This is a genomic window from Xanthobacter autotrophicus (genome assembly GCF_005871085.1).
Lineage (GTDB): Bacteria > Pseudomonadota > Alphaproteobacteria > Rhizobiales > Xanthobacteraceae > Xanthobacter > Xanthobacter autotrophicus.
Window position 1 is genome coordinate 108696 of record NZ_VAUP01000015.1, and the last position, 18630, is coordinate 127325.

16 protein-coding genes are annotated in these 18630 nt (G+C 65.7%); 14 read left to right on the forward strand and 2 right to left on the reverse strand.

Annotated elements, in window-relative coordinates:
* Window positions 1–6: 6 nt before the first annotated feature.
* Together FBQ73_RS05220 and FBQ73_RS05225 are read right to left on the reverse strand one after the other, a co-directional pair.
* Window positions 7–1155, reverse strand: a complete 1149-nt coding sequence (locus FBQ73_RS05220) for a thiolase family protein (protein WP_138398444.1) — start codon at window positions 1153–1155, stop codon at window positions 7–9.
* A 173-nt stretch (window positions 1156–1328) separates the two neighbouring features.
* Window positions 1329–1766: a MerR family transcriptional regulator gene (locus FBQ73_RS05225; protein WP_138398445.1), complete on the reverse strand. Its 438-nt coding sequence runs from the start codon at window positions 1764–1766 to the stop codon at window positions 1329–1331.
* A gap of 453 nt (window positions 1767–2219) precedes the next feature.
* Between FBQ73_RS05225 and FBQ73_RS05230 the strand changes: the two genes are divergently transcribed.
* The 14 genes from FBQ73_RS05230 (at window position 2220) to lpxA (ending at window position 18630) form a co-directional block, all read left to right on the forward strand.
* Entirely contained in the window at window positions 2220–3503 is a 1284-nt protein-coding gene (locus tag FBQ73_RS05230) for an OmpP1/FadL family transporter (RefSeq protein WP_170218756.1), read from the forward strand.
* Between the two features lie 271 nt (window positions 3504–3774).
* On the forward strand, window positions 3775–5418 hold the full coding sequence (locus tag FBQ73_RS05235; protein WP_138398447.1) for a long-chain-fatty-acid--CoA ligase: 1644 nt from the start codon (window positions 3775–3777) through the stop codon (window positions 5416–5418).
* A gap of 191 nt (window positions 5419–5609) precedes the next feature.
* Entirely contained in the window at window positions 5610–6614 is a 1005-nt protein-coding gene (locus FBQ73_RS05240; RefSeq protein WP_138398448.1) for a 30S ribosomal protein S2, read from the forward strand.
* 112 nt (window positions 6615–6726) lie between these two features.
* Complete coding sequence (gene tsf / locus FBQ73_RS05245; protein ID WP_138398449.1) at window positions 6727–7650, forward strand: translation elongation factor Ts; 924 nt, start codon at window positions 6727–6729, stop codon at window positions 7648–7650.
* Window positions 7651–7689: 39 nt separating this feature from the next.
* Entirely contained in the window at window positions 7690–8463 is a 774-nt protein-coding gene (pyrH, locus tag FBQ73_RS05250; protein WP_246089580.1) for a UMP kinase, read from the forward strand.
* A 328-nt stretch (window positions 8464–8791) separates the two neighbouring features.
* Window positions 8792–9355 carry a ribosome recycling factor gene (frr, locus tag FBQ73_RS05255; RefSeq protein WP_138398450.1) on the forward strand — a complete coding sequence of 188 codons (564 nt, stop codon included), beginning with the start codon at window positions 8792–8794 and terminating at the stop codon, window positions 9353–9355.
* A 28-nt stretch (window positions 9356–9383) separates the two neighbouring features.
* A complete protein-coding gene (locus FBQ73_RS05260; protein WP_138398451.1) occupies window positions 9384–10151 on the forward strand; it encodes an isoprenyl transferase in 768 nt (255 codons plus the stop codon).
* Window positions 10151–10969, forward strand: coding sequence for a phosphatidate cytidylyltransferase (locus tag FBQ73_RS05265; RefSeq protein ID WP_138398452.1), 819 nt, complete (start codon window positions 10151–10153; stop codon window positions 10967–10969). Before FBQ73_RS05260 ends, FBQ73_RS05265 begins: the two co-directional genes overlap by 1 nt.
* A 10-nt stretch (window positions 10970–10979) precedes the next feature.
* Window positions 10980–12149: a 1-deoxy-D-xylulose-5-phosphate reductoisomerase gene (gene dxr / locus FBQ73_RS05270; RefSeq protein ID WP_138398453.1), complete on the forward strand. Its 1170-nt coding sequence runs from the start codon at window positions 10980–10982 to the stop codon at window positions 12147–12149.
* A 153-nt stretch (window positions 12150–12302) separates the two neighbouring features.
* Complete coding sequence (rseP, locus tag FBQ73_RS05275; RefSeq protein WP_012116402.1) at window positions 12303–13460, forward strand: RIP metalloprotease RseP; 1158 nt, start codon at window positions 12303–12305, stop codon at window positions 13458–13460.
* A gap of 195 nt (window positions 13461–13655) precedes the next feature.
* Window positions 13656–16151: an outer membrane protein assembly factor BamA gene (bamA, locus tag FBQ73_RS05280; protein ID WP_138398454.1), complete on the forward strand. Its 2496-nt coding sequence runs from the start codon at window positions 13656–13658 to the stop codon at window positions 16149–16151.
* A gap of 93 nt (window positions 16152–16244) precedes the next feature.
* Window positions 16245–17342: a UDP-3-O-(3-hydroxymyristoyl)glucosamine N-acyltransferase gene (gene lpxD / locus FBQ73_RS05285; protein WP_138398455.1), complete on the forward strand. Its 1098-nt coding sequence runs from the start codon at window positions 16245–16247 to the stop codon at window positions 17340–17342.
* Window positions 17339–17824: a 3-hydroxyacyl-ACP dehydratase FabZ gene (fabZ, locus tag FBQ73_RS05290; protein ID WP_138398456.1), complete on the forward strand. Its 486-nt coding sequence runs from the start codon at window positions 17339–17341 to the stop codon at window positions 17822–17824. Before lpxD ends, fabZ begins: the two co-directional genes overlap by 4 nt.
* Window positions 17824–18630 (forward strand): acyl-ACP--UDP-N-acetylglucosamine O-acyltransferase, encoded by an 807-nt coding sequence (lpxA, locus tag FBQ73_RS05295; RefSeq protein ID WP_138398457.1) that lies wholly within the window; start codon window positions 17824–17826, stop codon window positions 18628–18630. The genes fabZ and lpxA overlap by 1 nt, the downstream gene beginning before the upstream one ends.

Here is an 18630-nt window from a genome sequence, read left to right on the forward strand (position 1 = left end):
GCCCCCTCAGACGCGTTCGAGGACGGTGGCGATGCCCTGTCCGCCGCCGATGCACTGGGTGGCGAGGGCGTATTTGCCGCCCTCCCGCTTCAGCAACGACGCGGCTTTGCCGACGATGCGCGCCCCGGTGGCGCCCAGCGGATGGCCCAGTGCGATGGCGCCGCCGTCGAGGTTGAGGGTTTCGTCGCGGACGCCGAGTTCACGTTGGCAGGCAAGGGCTTGGGAGGCGAATGCCTCGTTCAGCTCCACCACGTCGATTTGCGAGATGTCGATGCCGGCGCGGGTCAGCGCCTTCTTCGTCGCCGCCACTGGGCCGATGCCCATGATCTCCGGCGCGCACCCAGCAACCGCAACGCTTTTCAGGCGGGCGAGGGGCTCCAGACCATGCTTCAGGGCATAGTCTTCCGAGCAAACCAGAACGGCAGAGGCGCCATCGGTGAGGGGGGAGGAGGTGCCGGCGGTGACGGTGCCGTGCTCATCAAAAGCGGGCTTCAGACCGGCCAGTTGCTCGGCCGTGGCATCGCGGCGGATGCAGCCGTCCTGGGTCGCGCTCTTGCCCGAGTCCTTACCATTTATGCGGATGGAGACGATCTCGTCGGCGAACTTGCCGGCGGCCTCGGCCGCGGTCGCTTTCGCGTGGCTTTTCAAGGCGAAAGCGTCCTGGTCGGCGCGGGTGATCTGCCACTTGGCGGCGACGTTTTCCGCCGTCTCGCCCATGCCCATGTAGGCCTGCGGAAGCTTGGCGTAGAGCGCCGGATTGGGCAGCGGATTGAAGCCGGTCATGGGCACGCGGCTCATGCTCTCGATGCCGGCGCAGATGAAGACCTCGCCGGCGCCAAGCTGGATCTGCCCCGCCGCCATGTGCACCGACTGCATGGACGAGCCGCAGAAGCGGTTCACCGTCGCCCCGGCGACGCTGTCCGGCAGACCGGCGATCATACCGATCAGGCGGGCGATATTAAAGCCTTGCTCTGCCTCGGGAAAAGCGCAGCCGACAATGAGGTCCTCGATGTCCTCGACCTTGACGCCGGTACGGGCCACCAGCTCCGCCACCACCTGTGCGGCGAGGTCATCCGGGCGCACGCGCGCCAGTTCCCCCTTCTTGGCAAGGGCGAAGGGCGAGCGGGCGTACCCCGCAATCACAACGTTTTGCATGGGCTCTCCTGCCTATATATCTTGTTGGTCCACGCCTGATCCCGCTTTGACCAGATTGCATCGCAACCAAATCAATAAAACGATCTCATTTTTAAACTAAGAGGCGTGATTTCTTCGGATTTAAACAAACCGAGTACATCCGACTCTGGCGCGGGGGCCGAATGGGGATTCGGTCAGCCGGCGGCCTTCTTCTGGGCCGCCTCCTGTTCGAGGGCAGACAGGGTCTGCTCCTCGATTTCCTTCAGCTCGACGATGCTTTCCTCGAGCGCAAGGCGCTGGTCTTCCAGCATTTCGAGCCGCACCTGCACCTTCTTGAGGAGCAGGCGCATCTGTTCCGCCTGGGTCGGGTCCATGTCGTAGAGATCAAGGTATTCCTTGATCTCGCGCAGGGAGAAGCCGAGCCGCTTGCCGCGCAGGATGAGAACCATCCGTGCCCGGTCACGCTTGGTGTACACGCGCATGGTGCCGGCGCGGCGTGGGGTGATGAGGGCCTTGTCCTCGTAAAACCGGATCGTCCGCGGGGTCACGGACAGGTCGCGAGCCAACTCGGTGACCGTGAAGAACGTGTCCGTCAGGGCGCTCCCGGCGCCGCGCTTGCCTGTGGATGCCACGGCCTCACCTATACGTCATCTATCCGCCCCGAAGATACATGCTTTGACCCTCTGCGCAAGTCCCGATTCGGTAGGATTTATCGCGATTGCGTCAACGACCCGTGCCCCCGCCGGCTCTGCCGGCGGCTGTGAAGAGGAGCCGGGGGAAGGCTTTGTGAAATCGAGCGTTCGCTCTCAAATTGCAAAATTTCCAATGTGCTCTCGCGCTACCGCAGCGGCTGTCGTCTTGTTCGTCGACTGTGGCGCGTTTGCAACGAGTCTGGCTTTCCCTTGCGATCCTCTTCTGGGTTAAATGAAGGCGGTTGACGCAGATATTCCTTTAGGCATGCTACATGACGTATAGGGCATCGAAAAAACCAATACTGCACTGCAACGTGCCGGGCCCAGAGGAAACTGTCTCAAATAGGGGGTAACCCAATGATGATGCGCGACTGGGCCGTGCGGGCGGCTCGAGTGCTTGTTCTCCCCATGGTCGCCGGTGCGGCGGGGCAGGCGCATGCCGGCGGCTTCGGCCTGCGCGAGCAAAGCTCCTATTATCAGGGCACGGCGTTCGCCGGCACCGCGGCAGGGGGCGAAGGCCTCGCCTCCATGTTCTGGAATCCTGCGGCCATCAGCTTTTCGCCGGGCCTCAGCGTGGAAGGCAATGTCACCTACATTGCGCCTCACGCCTCCTTCGACATCTATTCCGCCACGGCCCCCGTCACCGGGGCCTCGCTGGGGACGACGGGCGTCAGCGACATCGTGGGCAACGGCGTGCTGCCGACCACCTACATCTCATATGCGTGGGAAAAGTGGGCCGTGGGCTTCGCGGTCACCTCGCCCTATGGCCTTGTGACCGACGCGCCATGCGGTTTTTCCGGCCGGTATTACGGCTGCTACAATCGCATCTTCGATATGAATGTGCAGGCATCCGTGGCCTACAAGGTCAATGAATGGCTGACCATTGGCGGCGGGCTGAATGTCAATTACATCGATGCCAAGCTGACCAACGCGCAGTTCGCCGGCTTTACACCGCCCTTGAATAATCTCTACGCGGAGGTCAACGGCGACGACCTGGGCATCGGCTTCAATCTCGGTGCATTGTTCACGCTGGCGCCGGGGACGACGCTCGGTATCGGCTACAGGTCTTATGTGGACCAGAACCTGTCCGGCACCCTCAACCTGTCGGTGGCCAACATCACCACGGTCAATCAGGTGGCCGTCAATGCGGGGCTGACCCTGCCGGACCAGGTGACGGCTTCGTTCCGCTCGCAGCTGACACCGCAATGGACGGTTCTCGGCACCGTGGAGTGGACCAACTGGTCCACGGTCCAGGAATTGGTGGTGACCTCACGCTCCATCCCGGTGAGCACGCTGGACCTCAAGTGGAATGACGGCTGGTTCTTCTCCGGTGGCGTCGAATACCAGTGGGATCCCAAGCTCGCGCTCCGGGCCGGCATCGCCTACGAGCTGACCCCGGTGCCGGACGAGACGCGCTCGCCGCGCCTGCCCGACACCAACCGCCTGTGGCTGTCGGGGGGCTTCACCTACAACTTCACCCCGCAATTCTCCTTTGACTTCGCCTACAGCCACATCTTCGGCGAGAACAGCCCCATCGCGCTCTACGCGTCCGATCCCGCGAACGCGCTGCGCGGCTCGCTGGTGGGTGAGGTGAATGATGGCTATGTGGACATCATCTCGGTGGGCCTGCGCTACAAGTTCGGTGCTCCGGTCACTGCCGCGCTGATCACCAAGTGAGCGCATTTCCGGCCATCCGCTTGGTGGGTGGCCGGATTCCGCTGCGGGACAGGGCGGATCCATCGTGATCCCGGCGCAATCGGGGGCGATGCTGCCTTACGCAGCGTGATATGGCGAGAGCCGCGCGCAGTCGTGCAAGTCGCGAAATTGCGACAAGTCTCTGATTTATGATAATTTTCACGCGCACTGGTGCCCGCGCCGCTCGGGCAAGTCTCGCTGTCGGTTGGCTTGCGAGCCGCATATGATGGCACCTGCGCAAGGAGGGACGTCCATGCTCCATCGCTCCGATGGCGGGGCCACGGTCCCCGTGCCCGAACTTCTCGACACCAGCGTGGCTGAATTCGGTGATCGCGCCGCGCTCAGCTTCTTTGGCCGCAAATGGAGCTATGCCCAGCTCGGCAGGCTGGTGAACCAGGTGGCCGCGGGCCTCCAGGCGCAAGGCGTGCACAAGGGCACCAAGGTAGGCCTGTGCCTGCCCAACACGCCTTATTCGGTCATCTTCTTCTTCGCCGTCATGAAGGCCGGCGGCACGGTGGTGAATTTCAGCCCGCTCTATGTGGAGCGCGAGCTGCGGCACCAGATCCGCGATTCCGGCACGACCATCATGGTGGTTCCGGACCTGAAGCTGATCCATTCGCGCGTCGCGGCGGTGGCGCAGGAAGCCGGCCTGAAGACCATCATCGTCTGCCCCATGTCCGGCATCCTGCCGTTTCCCAAGGGGCTGCTGTTCAACCTGTTCAAGCGTAAGGAGAAGGCCGAGTTCAGCCTCGGCGACGGCCTGCACCTGGCCTATGGCGCGCTGCTGCGCCATGGCGACCGCCCGCAGAAGGTGGAGGTGGATGTCGAGAACGACGTGGCGGTGCTTCAATATACCGGCGGCACCACCGGTGTGCCTAAGGGCGCCATGCTCACCCATGCCAATATTTCCGCCAATGCAGAGCAGGTGATCACCCACGCCGATTGCCGGCGCATCGGGGTGAAACGGGTGCTGGGGGTGCTGCCCCTGTTCCACGTCTTCGCCATGCAGACGGTGATGTTGATTCCCATCTGCCTCGGCGCTGAGATCATCCTGGTGCCGCGCTTTCAACTTTCCGACCTGCTCGACCGCATCGAGCGGGAGAAGCCCACCATGTTCCCCGGCGTGCCCACCATCTATGCCGCCATCAACGGCGTGGCGGACATCGACAAACGCGACCTGAAATCCCTGACCCTGTGCATTTCCGGTGGCGCGCCGCTCCCGGCGGAGGTGCGCGAGCGCTTCGAGGACCTCACCGGCTGCAAGCTGGTGGAGGGCTATGGTCTCAGCGAGACCTCGCCTGTGGTGACTGCCAACCAGCCTCTCGGCCGGGTCAAGGACGGGTCGGTGGGCACGGCCTTGCCGCAGACGGTGATCGAGATTCGCGACCTTGAGGACGTGCGACGCATCGTCCCCCAGGGCCAGAAGGGGGAGGTCTGTGTGCGTGGGCCGCAGGTGATGAAGGGTTATTTCAATCGCCCGGAGGAGACCGCCACGGCCTTCGTCGACGGCGCCCTGCGCACCGGCGACGTGGGCTATCTGGACGCGGACGGCTACCTCTTCCTCGTGGACCGCATCAAGGACGTGATCCTCTGCGGCGGCTATAATGTTTACCCACGGGTCATTGAGGAGGCGCTTTATCTCCATCCGGCGGTGGCGGAGGCGGTGGCCATCGGGGTGCCCGACGCCTACCGCGGCCAGGCCCCCAAGGCCTTCGTCACCCTGCGCGCCGATTCTGAAGCAACCTCCGAGGAACTGATGGATTTCCTTACCGCCCAGATCTCCAAGATCGAGATGCCGAAGGCGGTGGAGATTCGCGAAAGCCTGCCCAAGAGCGTGGTGGGCAAGCTCTCCAAGAAGGAACTGGTGGAGGAAGAGCGCCAGCGCGAACAGGGGTAGGGCGCCTTGTTCCGGCTTCAGAGCCGGAAGGCCCGCCCAGCTTACCTCCGGCCACACTTGCCTCGGGAAGCCGGCTCGCGTATATGGCCGGCCATCCCGCACGCGGACATCAGGCCATCTGGCCATCCGGTGCCCTTCACCCTTTTTGGGGTGGGGGTACGTCCGCGGAGGCTCAACCGGAGAATACCCAAATGGCGCTTCCCGATTATTCGATGCGCCAGCTGCTTGAAGCTGGCGTGCACTTTGGACATCAGTCCCACCGTTGGAACCCGAAGATGGCGCCGTACATCTTCGGCGTGCGCAACAACATCCACATCATCGACCTGTCGCAGACCGTGCCCGCGCTGCATCGCGCGCTGCAGGCCGTCTCCGACACGGTGGCCCAGGGCGGCCGCGTGCTGTTCGTCGGCACCAAGCGCCAGGCCCAGGAGCAGGTGGCCGACGCCGCCCGCCGTTCCGCCCAGTATTATGTGAACTCCCGCTGGCTCGGCGGCATGCTCACCAATTGGAAGACCATCTCCAACTCCATCGCTCGGCTGAAGAAGCTGGAGGAGATGCTGTCCGGTCCCGAGCAGGGCTCCGGCTACACCAAGAAGGAGCGCCTGACGCTGTCCCGTGAAAAGGACAAGCTCGACAAGGCGCTCGGCGGCATCCGCGACATGGGCGGCCTGCCTGACCTGCTGTTCGTCATCGACACGAACAAGGAAGACATCGCCGTGAAGGAGGCCCAGCGCCTCGGCATTCCGGTGGCGGCCATCCTCGACACCAATTGCGATCCGGACGGCATCGCCTTCCCGGTTCCCGGCAATGACGACGCCGGCCGCGCCATCCAGCTCTATTGCGAGCTGGTTGCCCGTGCCGCCATCGACGGCATCGGCCGCGGCCACAGCGATCTCGGCTTCGACACCGGCGCCGAAGAGGCTCCGCTGGTGGAAGACCTGCCGGTGGAAACCAGCGCCTGGTCGTCCTTCGAGCCCCTGTCGGGTCCGCGCGGCGTTGCCGACGACCTGAAGAAGCTCACCGGCGTCAGCCCCGAGATCGAGCAGAAGCTCAACGATCTCGGCGTGTTCCACTTCGGTCAGGTGGCCGGGCTCGACGCGATCGACGCCCACCGCATCGGCGAGGAAGTGGGACTGCCCGGCCGAGTGGACGGCTGGGTGGCCCAGGCCAAGGAGCTGTCTGCCGAGGTCGAGTGACCTTGTCGCAGATCTGATAGCGAATCGAGAGTAATGGGGCGCCTGGGGCGCCCCCACGGCCGGCTCGGGCACCCCCTGGCCGGCCGTGGCGCGAGAAGAAGGGATTTTTGACATGGCTGCGATCACCGCCGGGCTGGTGAAGGAACTGCGCGACAAGACCGGCGCAGGCATGATGGATTGCAAGTCTGCGCTCACCGAGACGAACGGCGACATCGAGGCCGCCATCGACTGGCTGCGCAAGAAGGGCCTCGCCAAGGCCGCCAAGAAGGCCGGCCGCGTGGCCGCCGAGGGCCTGGTGGCGGTGGAATCCTCCGGCCACTACGCCGCCGCCATCGAAGTGAATGCGGAAACCGACTTCGTCGCCCGCAACCCCGACTTCCAGGCGTTCGTGCGCGAGGCGGCCAAGGTCGCCCTCAACACCGACGGCACCGTGGAAGCCGTGGCCGCCGCCAAGTTCCCCGGCGAGAGCGTCACCGTTGGCGAGCGCCTGACCGCGCTCATCGCCACCATCGGCGAGAACATGACGCTGCGCCGCTCCGCCAAGCTCTCCGTGTCGGCCGGCGTCATCGCCAGCTACGTGCACGGCGCGGTGGTGGAAGGCCAGGGCCGCATCGGCGTGCTGGTGGCGCTCGAGTCGACCGGCGACGTGGAGAAGCTCTCCACCCTCGGTCGCCAGATCGCCATGCACATCGCCGCGCTGAACCCGCTGGCGCTGGACGCTTCCGGCATCTCCGAGGAGACCATCGCCCGCGAGAAGGCCATCCTGCTCGAGAAGCACCAGGGCAAGCCCGCCAACGTGCAGGACAAGATCGCCGAGAGCGGCATCAAGAGCTTCTTCAAGGAGGTCACCCTCCTCGACCAGGCCTTCGTGCACGACGGCTCCAAGTCGGTCTCCCAGGTGCTGAAGGAGGCCGAGGGCCAGGTCGGCGCGCCGCTCAAGCTCACCGGCTTCGTGCGCTTCGCCCTGGGCGAGGGCATCGAGAAGGAAGAGACGGATTTCGCGGCCGAGGTGGCTGCCGCCGCCGGCCAGTCCTGATCACCTTTCGGTTCTGACCAACGGGCAAGGGGGGCTCGCATGACCGTTTCCGCGGCGGACGATTCGGACTTCCCGGAGTCCCCGGTGCCCTTCGCGGCGCCGGGCCTCCCTTATCCCCGCATCCTGGTGAAGGTCTCCGGCGAAGCCCTGATGGGCTCGGAGCCCTTCGGCCTCCACCCGCCCACCGTGGCCCGCATTGCCCGCGACCTGGTCGCGGCCCGCGCGCTCGGCTGCGAGGTTGCGGTGGTGGTGGGCGGCGGCAACATCCTGCGCGGCGCGCGGGTGGCCGGCGAGGACCTCGACCGCGCCACCGCCGACCACATGGGCATGCTGGCCACCGTCATGAACGGCCTTGCGCTTGAGGCCGCCATCGAGGCGGCCGGTGCGCCGGCGCGCACCCTGTCAGCGATTCCGATGCCCACCGTCTGCGAGCCCTATGCCCGCCAGCCGGCGCGGCGGCACCTGCGGCGTGGCCGCATCGTCGTGCTCACCGGCGGTACCGGCAATCCGTATTTCACTACGGATACCGGCGCGGTCCTGCGCGCCGCCGAACTGGATTGCGACGCAGTGCTCAAGGCCACCAACGTGGACGGCGTCTACACCGCCGATCCCAAGAAAGACCCCACCGCCACGCGTTACGACCGCATCACACACGACGAGGCGCTCGCCCGCGACCTCAAGGTGATGGATGCGGCCGCCTTCGCCCTTGCCCGCGAGGCGGCGTTGCCGATAATCGTGTTCGATATTCGCGAGCCGGGCGCCATCGCCACGGCCGCGAAGGGTGAAGGCCGCGTGACGGTCGTTGCCCCTTGAGCGCAGTCTGCGCGGGGCCGTTCAGCTCCCGCGCATGATCGGGCGGGGGCGGCGATCGTTGGCTGGGATTTTTGGGTTGGGGTTTTAGGCTGGGATCGTGGGCCGGGGGCAGACGGTTCGGGGCGGCTGCTTTCACCGCACCCGGGACGAAGCTCGCATAGCAGCTGCCCACTGCCATCAAGAAGCCGTACCATCCTGTCATCCGCGCCGGCGCCAGTCTTTTGCCCGGAGCCCCGCATCCTGACGCGGGGTTCGTCCATTCGCATGGAAACGGAAACGATTCCATGCGAATGGAGCGGGCCCCGATCACAGACGACAGAGGTTAGCCATGACCACCGGGACCTTCGACATGTCCGATCTCAAGCGCCGGATGCATGGCGCTGTCGGCGTGCTCAGGGACGAACTGGGCGGGCTGCGCACGGGACGCGCCTCCGCCAGCTTGCTCGACCCCATCACCATTGATGCCTACGGCGCGCGGATGCCGCTGAATCAGGTCGCCACCGTGTCGGTGCCGGAAGCGCGCTTGCTGTCGGTGCAGGTGTGGGACCGCGGCATGGTGAGCGCGGTGGAAAAGGCCATCCGCGACAGCAACCTCGGCCTCAATCCGAATACCGAGGGTCAGGTTCTGCGCCTGCGCATCCCCGAGCTGAACCAGGAGCGCCGCCAGGAACTGGTGAAGGTCGCCCACAAATATGCGGAAGCGGCCAAGGTGGCGGTGCGGCATGTGCGCCGCGACGGCATGGACCACCTCAAGAAGGTGGAAAAGGACGGCGAGATGAGTTCCGATGATCTCGACCGCCTGTCCAAGGACGTGCAGAAGGCGACCGACGAGGCTATCGCCGAGATCGACCAGACGCTCGCCCAGAAGGAAAAGGAAATCCTTTCGGTCTGAGGAGCTGTTCTTGAGCCCGGAGCAAGCCATGTCCCTACGCGCCGCTGCGGGCGAGGCCGCCGTTACCCAACGGTCGCCGGCTGTCGTCCCGGTGCATGTGGGCGTGATCATGGACGGCAACGGGCGCTGGGCCACCTCGCGCAAGCTGCCGCGGGTGGAAGGGCACCGACGCGGGGTGGAGGCGTTGCGTCGCTGCGTGCGCGCTGCCCGCGAGGTGGGCATCCGCTTCCTCACCATCTACAGCTTCTCGTCGGAGAACTGGTCGCGCCCGCTCACCGAGGTCACGGAGCTGATGGGGCTCCTGAAGCTGTTCCTGCGGCACGACCTCGCCGACCTGCATTCCGACAATGTACGGGTGAAGGTGATCGGCGAGCGCGAGAATCTCGCGCCCGACATCCGCCAGTTGCTGGTGGATGCGGAGACCCTGACCTGCAACAACACCGGTCTCACGCTGGTGGTGGCGTTCAACTACGGCTCACGGCAGGAGATTGCTGCGGCGGTCTCGCGCATCGCGGCGGATGTCGCCGCCGGGCGCGTGAAGCCCGAGGACGTGGATGTGGAGATGATCTCCCAGCGGCTCGAAACCGCCGGCATCCCCGACCCAGACCTTATCGTGCGCACCTCTGGCGAGCAGCGGCTGTCCAACTTCCTGCTGTGGCAGGCGGCCTATTCCGAGTTCGTCTTCCTGCCCATCTACTGGCCCGACTTCGACAAGGCGTCCCTGCTTTCGGCCATCGACGAATACGCCCGGCGCGATCGGCGGTTCGGCGGCACCACCAAGTGCCCCGGACCCTGATGCCCGTGAATTTCGGGGCCGACCTCAAGCATCGGACGCTCTCGGCGCTCGTCCTCGTGCCGGTTGTGCTGCTCGCCGCCTATCTGGGCGGCATCCCCTTCGCCATTCTTTGGGTTCTGGCGGGGGGCGCGATTCTCTACGAATGGGCCACGCTGGCGCGGCTGGACAACCGGTCCCTCTATCTGGGCGTCGGCGGGCTTGCCCTGATGTGCGGCGGGGTTCTCGCCGTGTCCGATGCCCCAGCCTATGCGTTCAGCGCCGTCGCGTTTGGGGCGGCCGCTTCGGCGCTGGCGGTGCCGCGCCAGAGCGCCTGGGCCATGACCGGGCTCGTGGTGGCCGGAAGCGCGGCCCTGCCGGTGGTTATTCTGCGCGGCGAGACGCCGCTCGGCCTCATCGCTGTGCTGTTCCTGTGCGCGGTGGTGTGGGCGACTGACATCTTCGCCTATTTCACCGGACGCGCTCTGGGCGGGCCCAAGCTGTGGCCACGCGTTTCCCCCAACAAGACGTGGTCGGGGGCCATCGGCGGAACCCTTGCCGGCATGGCGGCGGGCGTGCTGGTGGCGGCGATCCCCGGCGGGGCCGCGCTGCTGCCCGTGGCCGGCCTCGCGCTGGGGCTCAGCATCATCAGCCAGGCGGGTGATCTTGCCGAATCCGCGCTCAAGCGGCTGTTCGGCGTGAAGGATGCGAGCCGCCTCATTCCCGGCCATGGCGGGCTGCTGGACCGGCTCGACGGATTTGCCGCCGCATCCCTCGCCGCCGTGGTGGTGGCGCTCCTGCGCAGCGCCTCAGATCCGGCGGCCGGGCTGCTCTTGTGGTAGGACCTGTTTCATGAAGCGCCTTTCCATCCTCGGGGCCACCGGCTCCATCGGCCACAGCGTCCGGACACTCCTGGCCGATGCGCCCGGCCTCTATGAGGTGGAAGCGGTGGCCGGCGGACGGGATGTCGCGGCGCTGGCCGAGACCGCCCGGGCACTCAATGCGCGCTTTGCCGCCATCGCCGATCCGGCGGCGGGCCGGGCGCTCGCCGAGGCGCTGGCCGGCTCCGGCATCGCCAGCGGCGCCGGTCCCTCGGCCCTGATCGAGGCGGCCCAGCGCGAAGCGGACGTTGTGGTGAGCGCCATCGTCGGCGTGGCGGGCCTCGCACCCACGGTGGCTGCCTTCGCGCCGGGCCGGCGCATCGCGCTCGCCAACAAGGAATGCCTGGTGGCCGCCGGCGCCTTCTTCATGGCCGAAGCGGCGCGGCAGGGCACCGAGATCCTGCCGGTGGACAGCGAGCACAACGCCATCTTCCAGGCGCTGGAGGCCGGTCCGCGCAAGGCGGTGGAGAAGATCACGCTGACGGCCTCGGGCGGCCCGTTCCGGCTCAGGAGCCGTGAGGAGATCGCGCGGGCGGTGCCGAAGGACGCGCTGAAGCACCCCAACTGGTCCATGGGCGCCAAGATCACCATCGATTCGGCGACCTTGATGAACAAGGGCCTCGAACTGATCGAGGCCATGCACCTGTTCGCCCTGCCTCCCGAGCGCTTCGATGCGGTGGTGCATCCCGAGTCGGTGGTCCACGGGCTGGTGTCGTTCGTGGACGGGTCGGTCACCGCCGGCCTTGCCATGCCCGACATGTGCGTGCCCATCGCCCATTGCCTGGCCTTCCCGGATCGAATCGTCACCTCCTGCCGCCGGCTGGACCTGGTGGCCCTGGGCCGCCTTACCTTCGAGGCGCCGGACGAGGGCCGCTTTCCCGCGCTGGCGCTCGCCCGCGCCGCCATGGCCGCCGAGGGGGTGGCCGCAACCATCCTCAATGCGGCAAACGAGGTGGCTGTCGCAGCCTATCTTGAAGGACGGATTGGGTTTTACGGCATCACAGATACCGTTGCCGCGACGCTGGACCGCATCAATGGCGGCCCAGCACCCGCCAGTGTCGCCGATGCCATGGAAGCCGATGCACAGGCGCGCCGCGCCGCTGCCGTGCTCTTGCCTAAGTTTTCCGCAAAGGCATCTTAGGATCAGTTTGTCGTCTCAAGGGCGGCAGGCTTCTATACCGTCCGTGCTAGCGGGCGATGGTCTTGATGCCGGGTGGCCCGGCACTATCTGGTCGGCTGAAGCGCGGGACTTCCCTCGTGCCGGGTGCCGTCCGCGGGAGAAGAGGTTCCGATAATGGATGTGCTTTCCGGTCTCGGCGCGCACCTGGGCAGTCTCTCGTCCTCCCTTCTCGGATATATCGTTCCCTTCCTGTTCGTTCTGACCCTCGTGGTGTTCTTCCACGAGCTTGGCCATTTCTGGGTGGCCCGGCGCGCCGGGGTGAAGGTGCTCACCTTCTCCCTCGGCTTCGGGCCGGAGATCGCCGGATTCAATGATCGGCACGGCACCCGCTGGCGGCTCGCCGCGGTGCCGCTGGGCGGCTATGTGCGCTTCTTCGGCGACGAAGACGCCGCCTCCACCCCCAATCAGGCTCGCCTCGCCGAAATGACCCCGGCTGAGCGCCGCGAGAGCTTCTTCTTCCAGCCGGTCGCCTGGCGCGCCGCCATCGTGGCCGCCGGGCCGATCGCGAACTTTCTGCTCGCCATCGTCATCTTTGCCTTCGTCTTCATGGTATTCGGCAAGCAGGTGACGGCGCCGCGGGTGGATCAGGTGAACCCCGGCAGCGCGGCCGAGAGCGCCGGCTTCAAGCCCGGTGACCTGGTGCTGGAGATCGACGGCGCCAAGGTGGAGAGCTTCTCCGACATGCAGCGCATCGTCGGCAGCCGTGCGGGGGAGGGGCTCGCCTTCACCATCGAGCGCGGCGACCGGCAGCTCACCCTCACCGCCGTACCCGAGCTGAAGGAGGTGAAGGACCCCTTCGGCAATGTGCACCGCACTGGCCTGCTCGGCATTTCCCGTTCTCTCGCGGCTGGTGACGTGACCACCCACCGCTACGGACCCATCGAGGCGGTGGGCCTGGGTGTGCAGGAAACCTGGTTCGTGGTGACACGCACCTTCGGGTATCTGGGTGGTCTGATCGCAGGTCGCGAGTCGGCTGATCAGCTAGGCGGACCCATCCGCATCGCCCAGGTGTCGGGGCAGGTTGCGACCTTTGGTATCGGGGCACTCCTTTCTTTGGCAGCAGTGCTGTCCGTTTCCATCGGATTGCTTAACCTCTTTCCCATCCCGCTGTTGGATGGCGGCCACCTTCTGTTCTACGCTTTCGAGGCGATCCGTGGGCGTCCGCTAAGCGCACGCACACAGGACATCGGCTTCCGCATCGGCCTTGCGCTGGTGCTGATGCTGATGATTTTCGCCACGTGGAATGACGTGCTGCATATTGCTGCAATGTAAGGGTTTTTGATTTGCCGCACCGGGGTCGTGGCGTGGGCGCAACGGTCCCCGGAAAAGGGCAGGCTGGAGGGGCGGTTCGGTTTGCACCGCAGGTAAAAGCCTGTACAAGCGGCATCGCAGGGTGAGAATCCGTCATTGCCCTTCAAAGGCTTTGGGCGGCTTCGAGAACAACGAAATTTCAAGGTTGCGCACCATATGACTGCTCCACTCCGGGTTCTGAGAAATCTGGCCGCCGCCTTTGGGCTCGCCGCGTGCGTCGCGGGAGTTTCGGTGGCCGGTTCCCTCGTCGTGGCAAGTCCTGCCGCTGCGCAGTCGAGCTCCATCGTCGTCGAGGGCAACCGACGCGTCGATGCCGAGACAATCCGTTCCTATTTCGGCCCCGGTCCCTACACGGGCGCCAAGATCGACGAAGCCTGGAAGGCGCTCTACGCCACGGGCCTGTTCTCCGACGTTCAGGTGTCCCAGTCCGGCGGCCGCATCATCGTGCGGGTGTCCGAGAACGAGGTGATCAATCGCGTCGTCTTCGAGGGCAACCGCAAGATCAAGGACGAGGTCCTTGAGGGTGAGATCCAGTCGAAGCCCCGCGGCGCGCTCTCCAAGGCCACGGTCCAGGCGGATACCCAGCGCATCATTGAGGTCTACCGGCGGTCCGGCCGCAGTGGCGTGCGCGTCAATCCGGTGACCATCGACCGCGGCAACGGCCGCGTGGATCTGGTGTTCGAGATCACCGAGGGCGACAAGACCGGTATCAAGGATATCAAGTTCGTCGGCAACAAGGCCTTTTCGGACTGGAAGCTGAAGGACGTGATCTCCACGACCGCCACCAACTGGCTGTCGTTCCTCAAGTCCACCGACGTGTACGATCCGGACCGGGTGAACTCGGACCAGGAATTGCTGCGCCGCTTCTACCTGAAGAACGGTTATGCCGACTTCCGCATCATCGGCGCGTCAGCCGAAATGGATCCGGCCGGCGGCGGCTACACCATCACCTTCACCCTGGACGAGGGCGAGCAGTATCGCTTCGGCAAGGTGGATGTGGTCTCCAACATCCGTGATGTCTCCGGTGAGTCCCTGCGCCGCTCCGTGCGCGCCACCGAGGGGCAGGTCTACAACGCGGAACTGGTCGAGAAGTCGGTTGAAAACCTGACCATCGAGGTGTCGAAGAGCGGCTATGCCTTCGCCCAGGTGCGTCCGCGTGGCGATCGCGACTTCGAGGCCAAGCGCATCAACGTGGTGTTCGTGGTCGAGGAAGGTCCGCGGGTCTACATCGAGCGCATCGAGGTGCGCGGCAACACCCGCACCCGTGACTATGTGGTGCGCCGCGAGTTCGATATCGGCGAGGGCGACGCCTACAACCGGGTGCTGGTGGACCGCGCCGAGCGTCGCCTGCGCAACCTCGGCTACTTCAAGACGGTCAAGATCAACACCGAGCCCGGCTCCGCGCCCGATCGCGTGATCCTGGTGGTGGACGTGGAAGACCAGCCCACGGGTGAGTTCGCCATCTCCGGCGGCTACTCCACCGCGGACGGTGTCATCGCCGAGGTCTCCCTGGGCGAGAAGAACTTCCTTGGTCGCGGCCAGTACGTGAAGGTGTCCGGCTCCATGGGCCAGAATGCCCAGGGTGCGGAATTCTCCTTCACCGAGCCCTACTTCCTCGGCTATCGCCTGGCTGCCGGCTTCGACCTGTACTGGAAAGAGACCAGCACCACGAGCTACACGCCGTATGGCACCACCACCATCGGCGGTGGCCTGCGCTTCGGCCTGCCCATCACCGACGAGATCACGCTGGCGCTGCGTTACAATCTCTACCAGCGCGAGATCAATCTCTGCGACAGCTACGTCGAGGGCACGCCTTGGTATGAAACCTGCGCAGTGGGTGTGTCGTGGGCTATCCGCGATGCGGCGGCACAGGGTGCCACCATCACCTCGGCACTGGGTTACACCCTGTCCTTCAATGGGCTGGACAACAACCTGAACCCGACCCAGGGCCTCTATGCGGAACTCAAGCAGGACTTCGCCGGTATCGGCGGTGACGTGAACTTCATCCGCACCACCGGCGATATCCGTCACTACACGCCGCTCTGGGGTGACTCCGTGCTCATCCTGCGCACCCAGGCCGGCTATGTGACCTCCTGGGGCGGTGATCAGCTCGACGTGCTGGACAACTTCTACATGGGTCCGAACCTGGTGCGCGGCTTTGCTCCGTCCGGTATCGGCCCGCGTGACGCTGCTCCGTGCGCTACTACGAACCTGAGCTCGCCCATTGGTTACAACTGCTACAATAACTCGTTGAACGCCCTCGGCGGCACCACGTACTGGGGCGTGTCTGCGGAAGTTCAGTTCCCCTTCGCCTTCCTGCCCAAGGATATCGGCATGAAGGGCGCGATCTTCGCGGATGCCGGCTCCCTGTTCGACTACGGCGGACCTAATACCTTCCCAAGTGTGTATAATTGGAATGGTACCAACGTGTACGGCGGTGCGAACTACGTGACCTGCCCCGCCGGTTCGAAGAACGCGACAGGCAACGTCTGCGTGATCCAGAACGACGATACGGTCCGCTCGTCCATCGGTGCCAGCTTGATCTGGCAGTCGCCCTTCGGACCGCTGCGCTTCGACTATGCTTGGGTGCTGTCGCAGGCCAGCCAAGACCGGACCCAGGCGTTCCGCTTCTCCGGCGGCACGCGCTTCTGATCCTGATCCAGCACGGTGGGCGCCGGAGGGTGGTGGCATTTGCCCCAACCTTCGGCGCCCACCGCGTTCTTAGCGCCCGGGCGTACCCTTCCCATGAGCCATGACGTCTTCTTCCCGCTTCCGGCGCCCCTCACCCTCGCGGAGGTGGCGGCCCTCAGCGGGGCGCGGCTGGACGCAGCCGATGAGGCGCAGGCCGCCGCGCTGGGCGCGCGCATCATCAAGGGCGTCGGCACCCTGGAAACGGCCGGACCGGACGAACTCGCCTTCTGCGACACCGTCCTGTTCGCCGAGAAGCTGGGCGCCGTGCGAGCCGGCGCGGTCATCACGTCGGAGCGGTTCGCCGCGAAGGCGCCTCCCGGCCTGCCGCTGCTCATCGCGGCCCGCCCTGCCGCTGCCTTTCTCGCAGTCACCCGCACCCTGTTTCCCGCAGCGCTCAAGCCGCTGTCCATCTTCGGCCAGGATGGCGTCGCTCCGGGAGCGCAGGTGCATCCCAAGGCCCGGCTCGAGGATGGAGTCACGGTGGATCCCGGGGCGGTGATAGGGCCGGGGGCGGAAATCGGTAGCGGCACCATCGTCTGTGCCGGGGCCATCATTGGCCCGCATGTCCGCATTGGCCGCAACTGCGCCATCGGGCCCGGCGCCAGCGTCATCCATGCGTTTCTCGGCAACGGCGTGATCATCCATGGCGGCGCGCGGATTGGTTCCGACGGCTTCGGCTATCAGCCGAGCCCAAAGGGCCACGTGAAGGTGCCGCAGATCGGCCGCGTGGTGATCCAGGACGACGTGGAAATCGGCGCCAACACCACCATCGATCGCGGCGCCCTGACCGATACGGTCATCGGAGAGGGCACCAAGATCGACAATCTGGTGCAGATCGCCCACAACGTGGTGACCGGCCGCCATTGCATCATCGTCTCCCAGACCGGTATTTCCGGCTCCACCACGCTGGGGGATTTCGTGATGCTCGGCGGACAGGTGGGCGTGGTGGGCCACGCCACCATCGGGACGGGCGCGCAGATCGCCGCCTCCAGCAACGTGAAGGGCGACGTGCCGCCCGGCGTGCGCTGGGGCGGCTCGCCCGCCAAGCCGGTGCGGGAGTGGTTCCGCGAGGTGACGACCCTCAAGCGCCTTGCCGCGGCCAGCGCCCGGCGCGACGTGAATGACGGGGAAGGGGAAGGATCGGGGGAATGAACGAAACGACGTCCGCCGCCGAAGGTGCGGCGCCGAAGGTGCTCGCCAGCGCCGACATCCTCAAGGTGCTCACCTGCCTGCCTCACCGCTACCCGTTCCTCATGGTGGATCGGGTGGAGCAGATCGACGGCGACCTCTCCTGCGTCGGCATCAAGAATGTCACCGCCAACGAGCCGCACTTCCAGGGCCATTTTCCCGGCAACCCGGTGATGCCCGGCGTGCTCATCATTGAAGGCATGGCGCAGACCGCAGGTGTCGTGTGCGTGCTCGGCAAGGACAGCGAGAAGCCGTCCCTGGTCTATTTCATGACCATCGACGAGGCGAAGTTTCGTCGCCCGGTCGTGCCGGGCGATGTGCTCGAATATCACATGACGCGCATCTCCCGCCGCCGCAATATGTGGTGGTATCGAGGTGAGGCCAAGGTGCGGGGCGAAATCGTCGCGCAGGCCAAGGTGGGCGCCATGATCATGGAGAACAGCTAGTGGCGAAGATCGACCCCACCGCTCGGGTGGAGAACCCGGCGGGGCTCGCGGATGATGTGGAGATCGGCCCCTACACAGTTCTCGGTCCGGATGTGGTGCTCAAGGAGGGGGTCAAGCTCCTCGCCCATGTGAATATCCAGGGCGCCACCACCATCGGCGCGCGGACGACGGTCTACCCCTTTGCCGCCCTCGGCACGGCGCCTCAGTCAGTGCACTACAAGGGCGAGCGTACGGCGCTTGTCATCGGCTCGGACTGCATTATCCGTGAAAACGCCACCGCCAGCATCGGCACGGCGGGCGGCGGCGGCGTGACCCGCATCGGCAACGGTGTCATGATGATGACCGGCTCTCACGTGGGCCACGACTGCACCGTGGGCGACAGCGTCATCTTCGCCAACAATGCGGTCCTGGGCGGCCATGTGAGCGTCGGCGAATTCACGTTCCTGGGCGGGCAGTGCGCGGTGCACCAGTTCACCCGCATCGGCGCCCATTGCATGATTTCCGGCCTCACCGGCGTGCGCGAGGACGTGATCCCCTTTGGCAATGTGCTGGGCCAGGCAGGCAAGCTCGTCGGCCTCAACGTTATCGGCATGAAGCGGCGCGGCTTCTCCAAGTCGGATTTGCATGCGGCGCGGGCGGTCTATCGCGACCTCTTCTTCGGTGAGGGCACGTTCGAGGCCCGCCTCGAGACCGTGCGCGAACAGGCCGCGACTTCAGCCTTCGCCGCCGCTGTGGTCAGCTTCATCGATGCCGATCGCAAGCGGCCGATCTGCCAACCGTCGCGAGGCGTCATCAAGGAGGAGTGA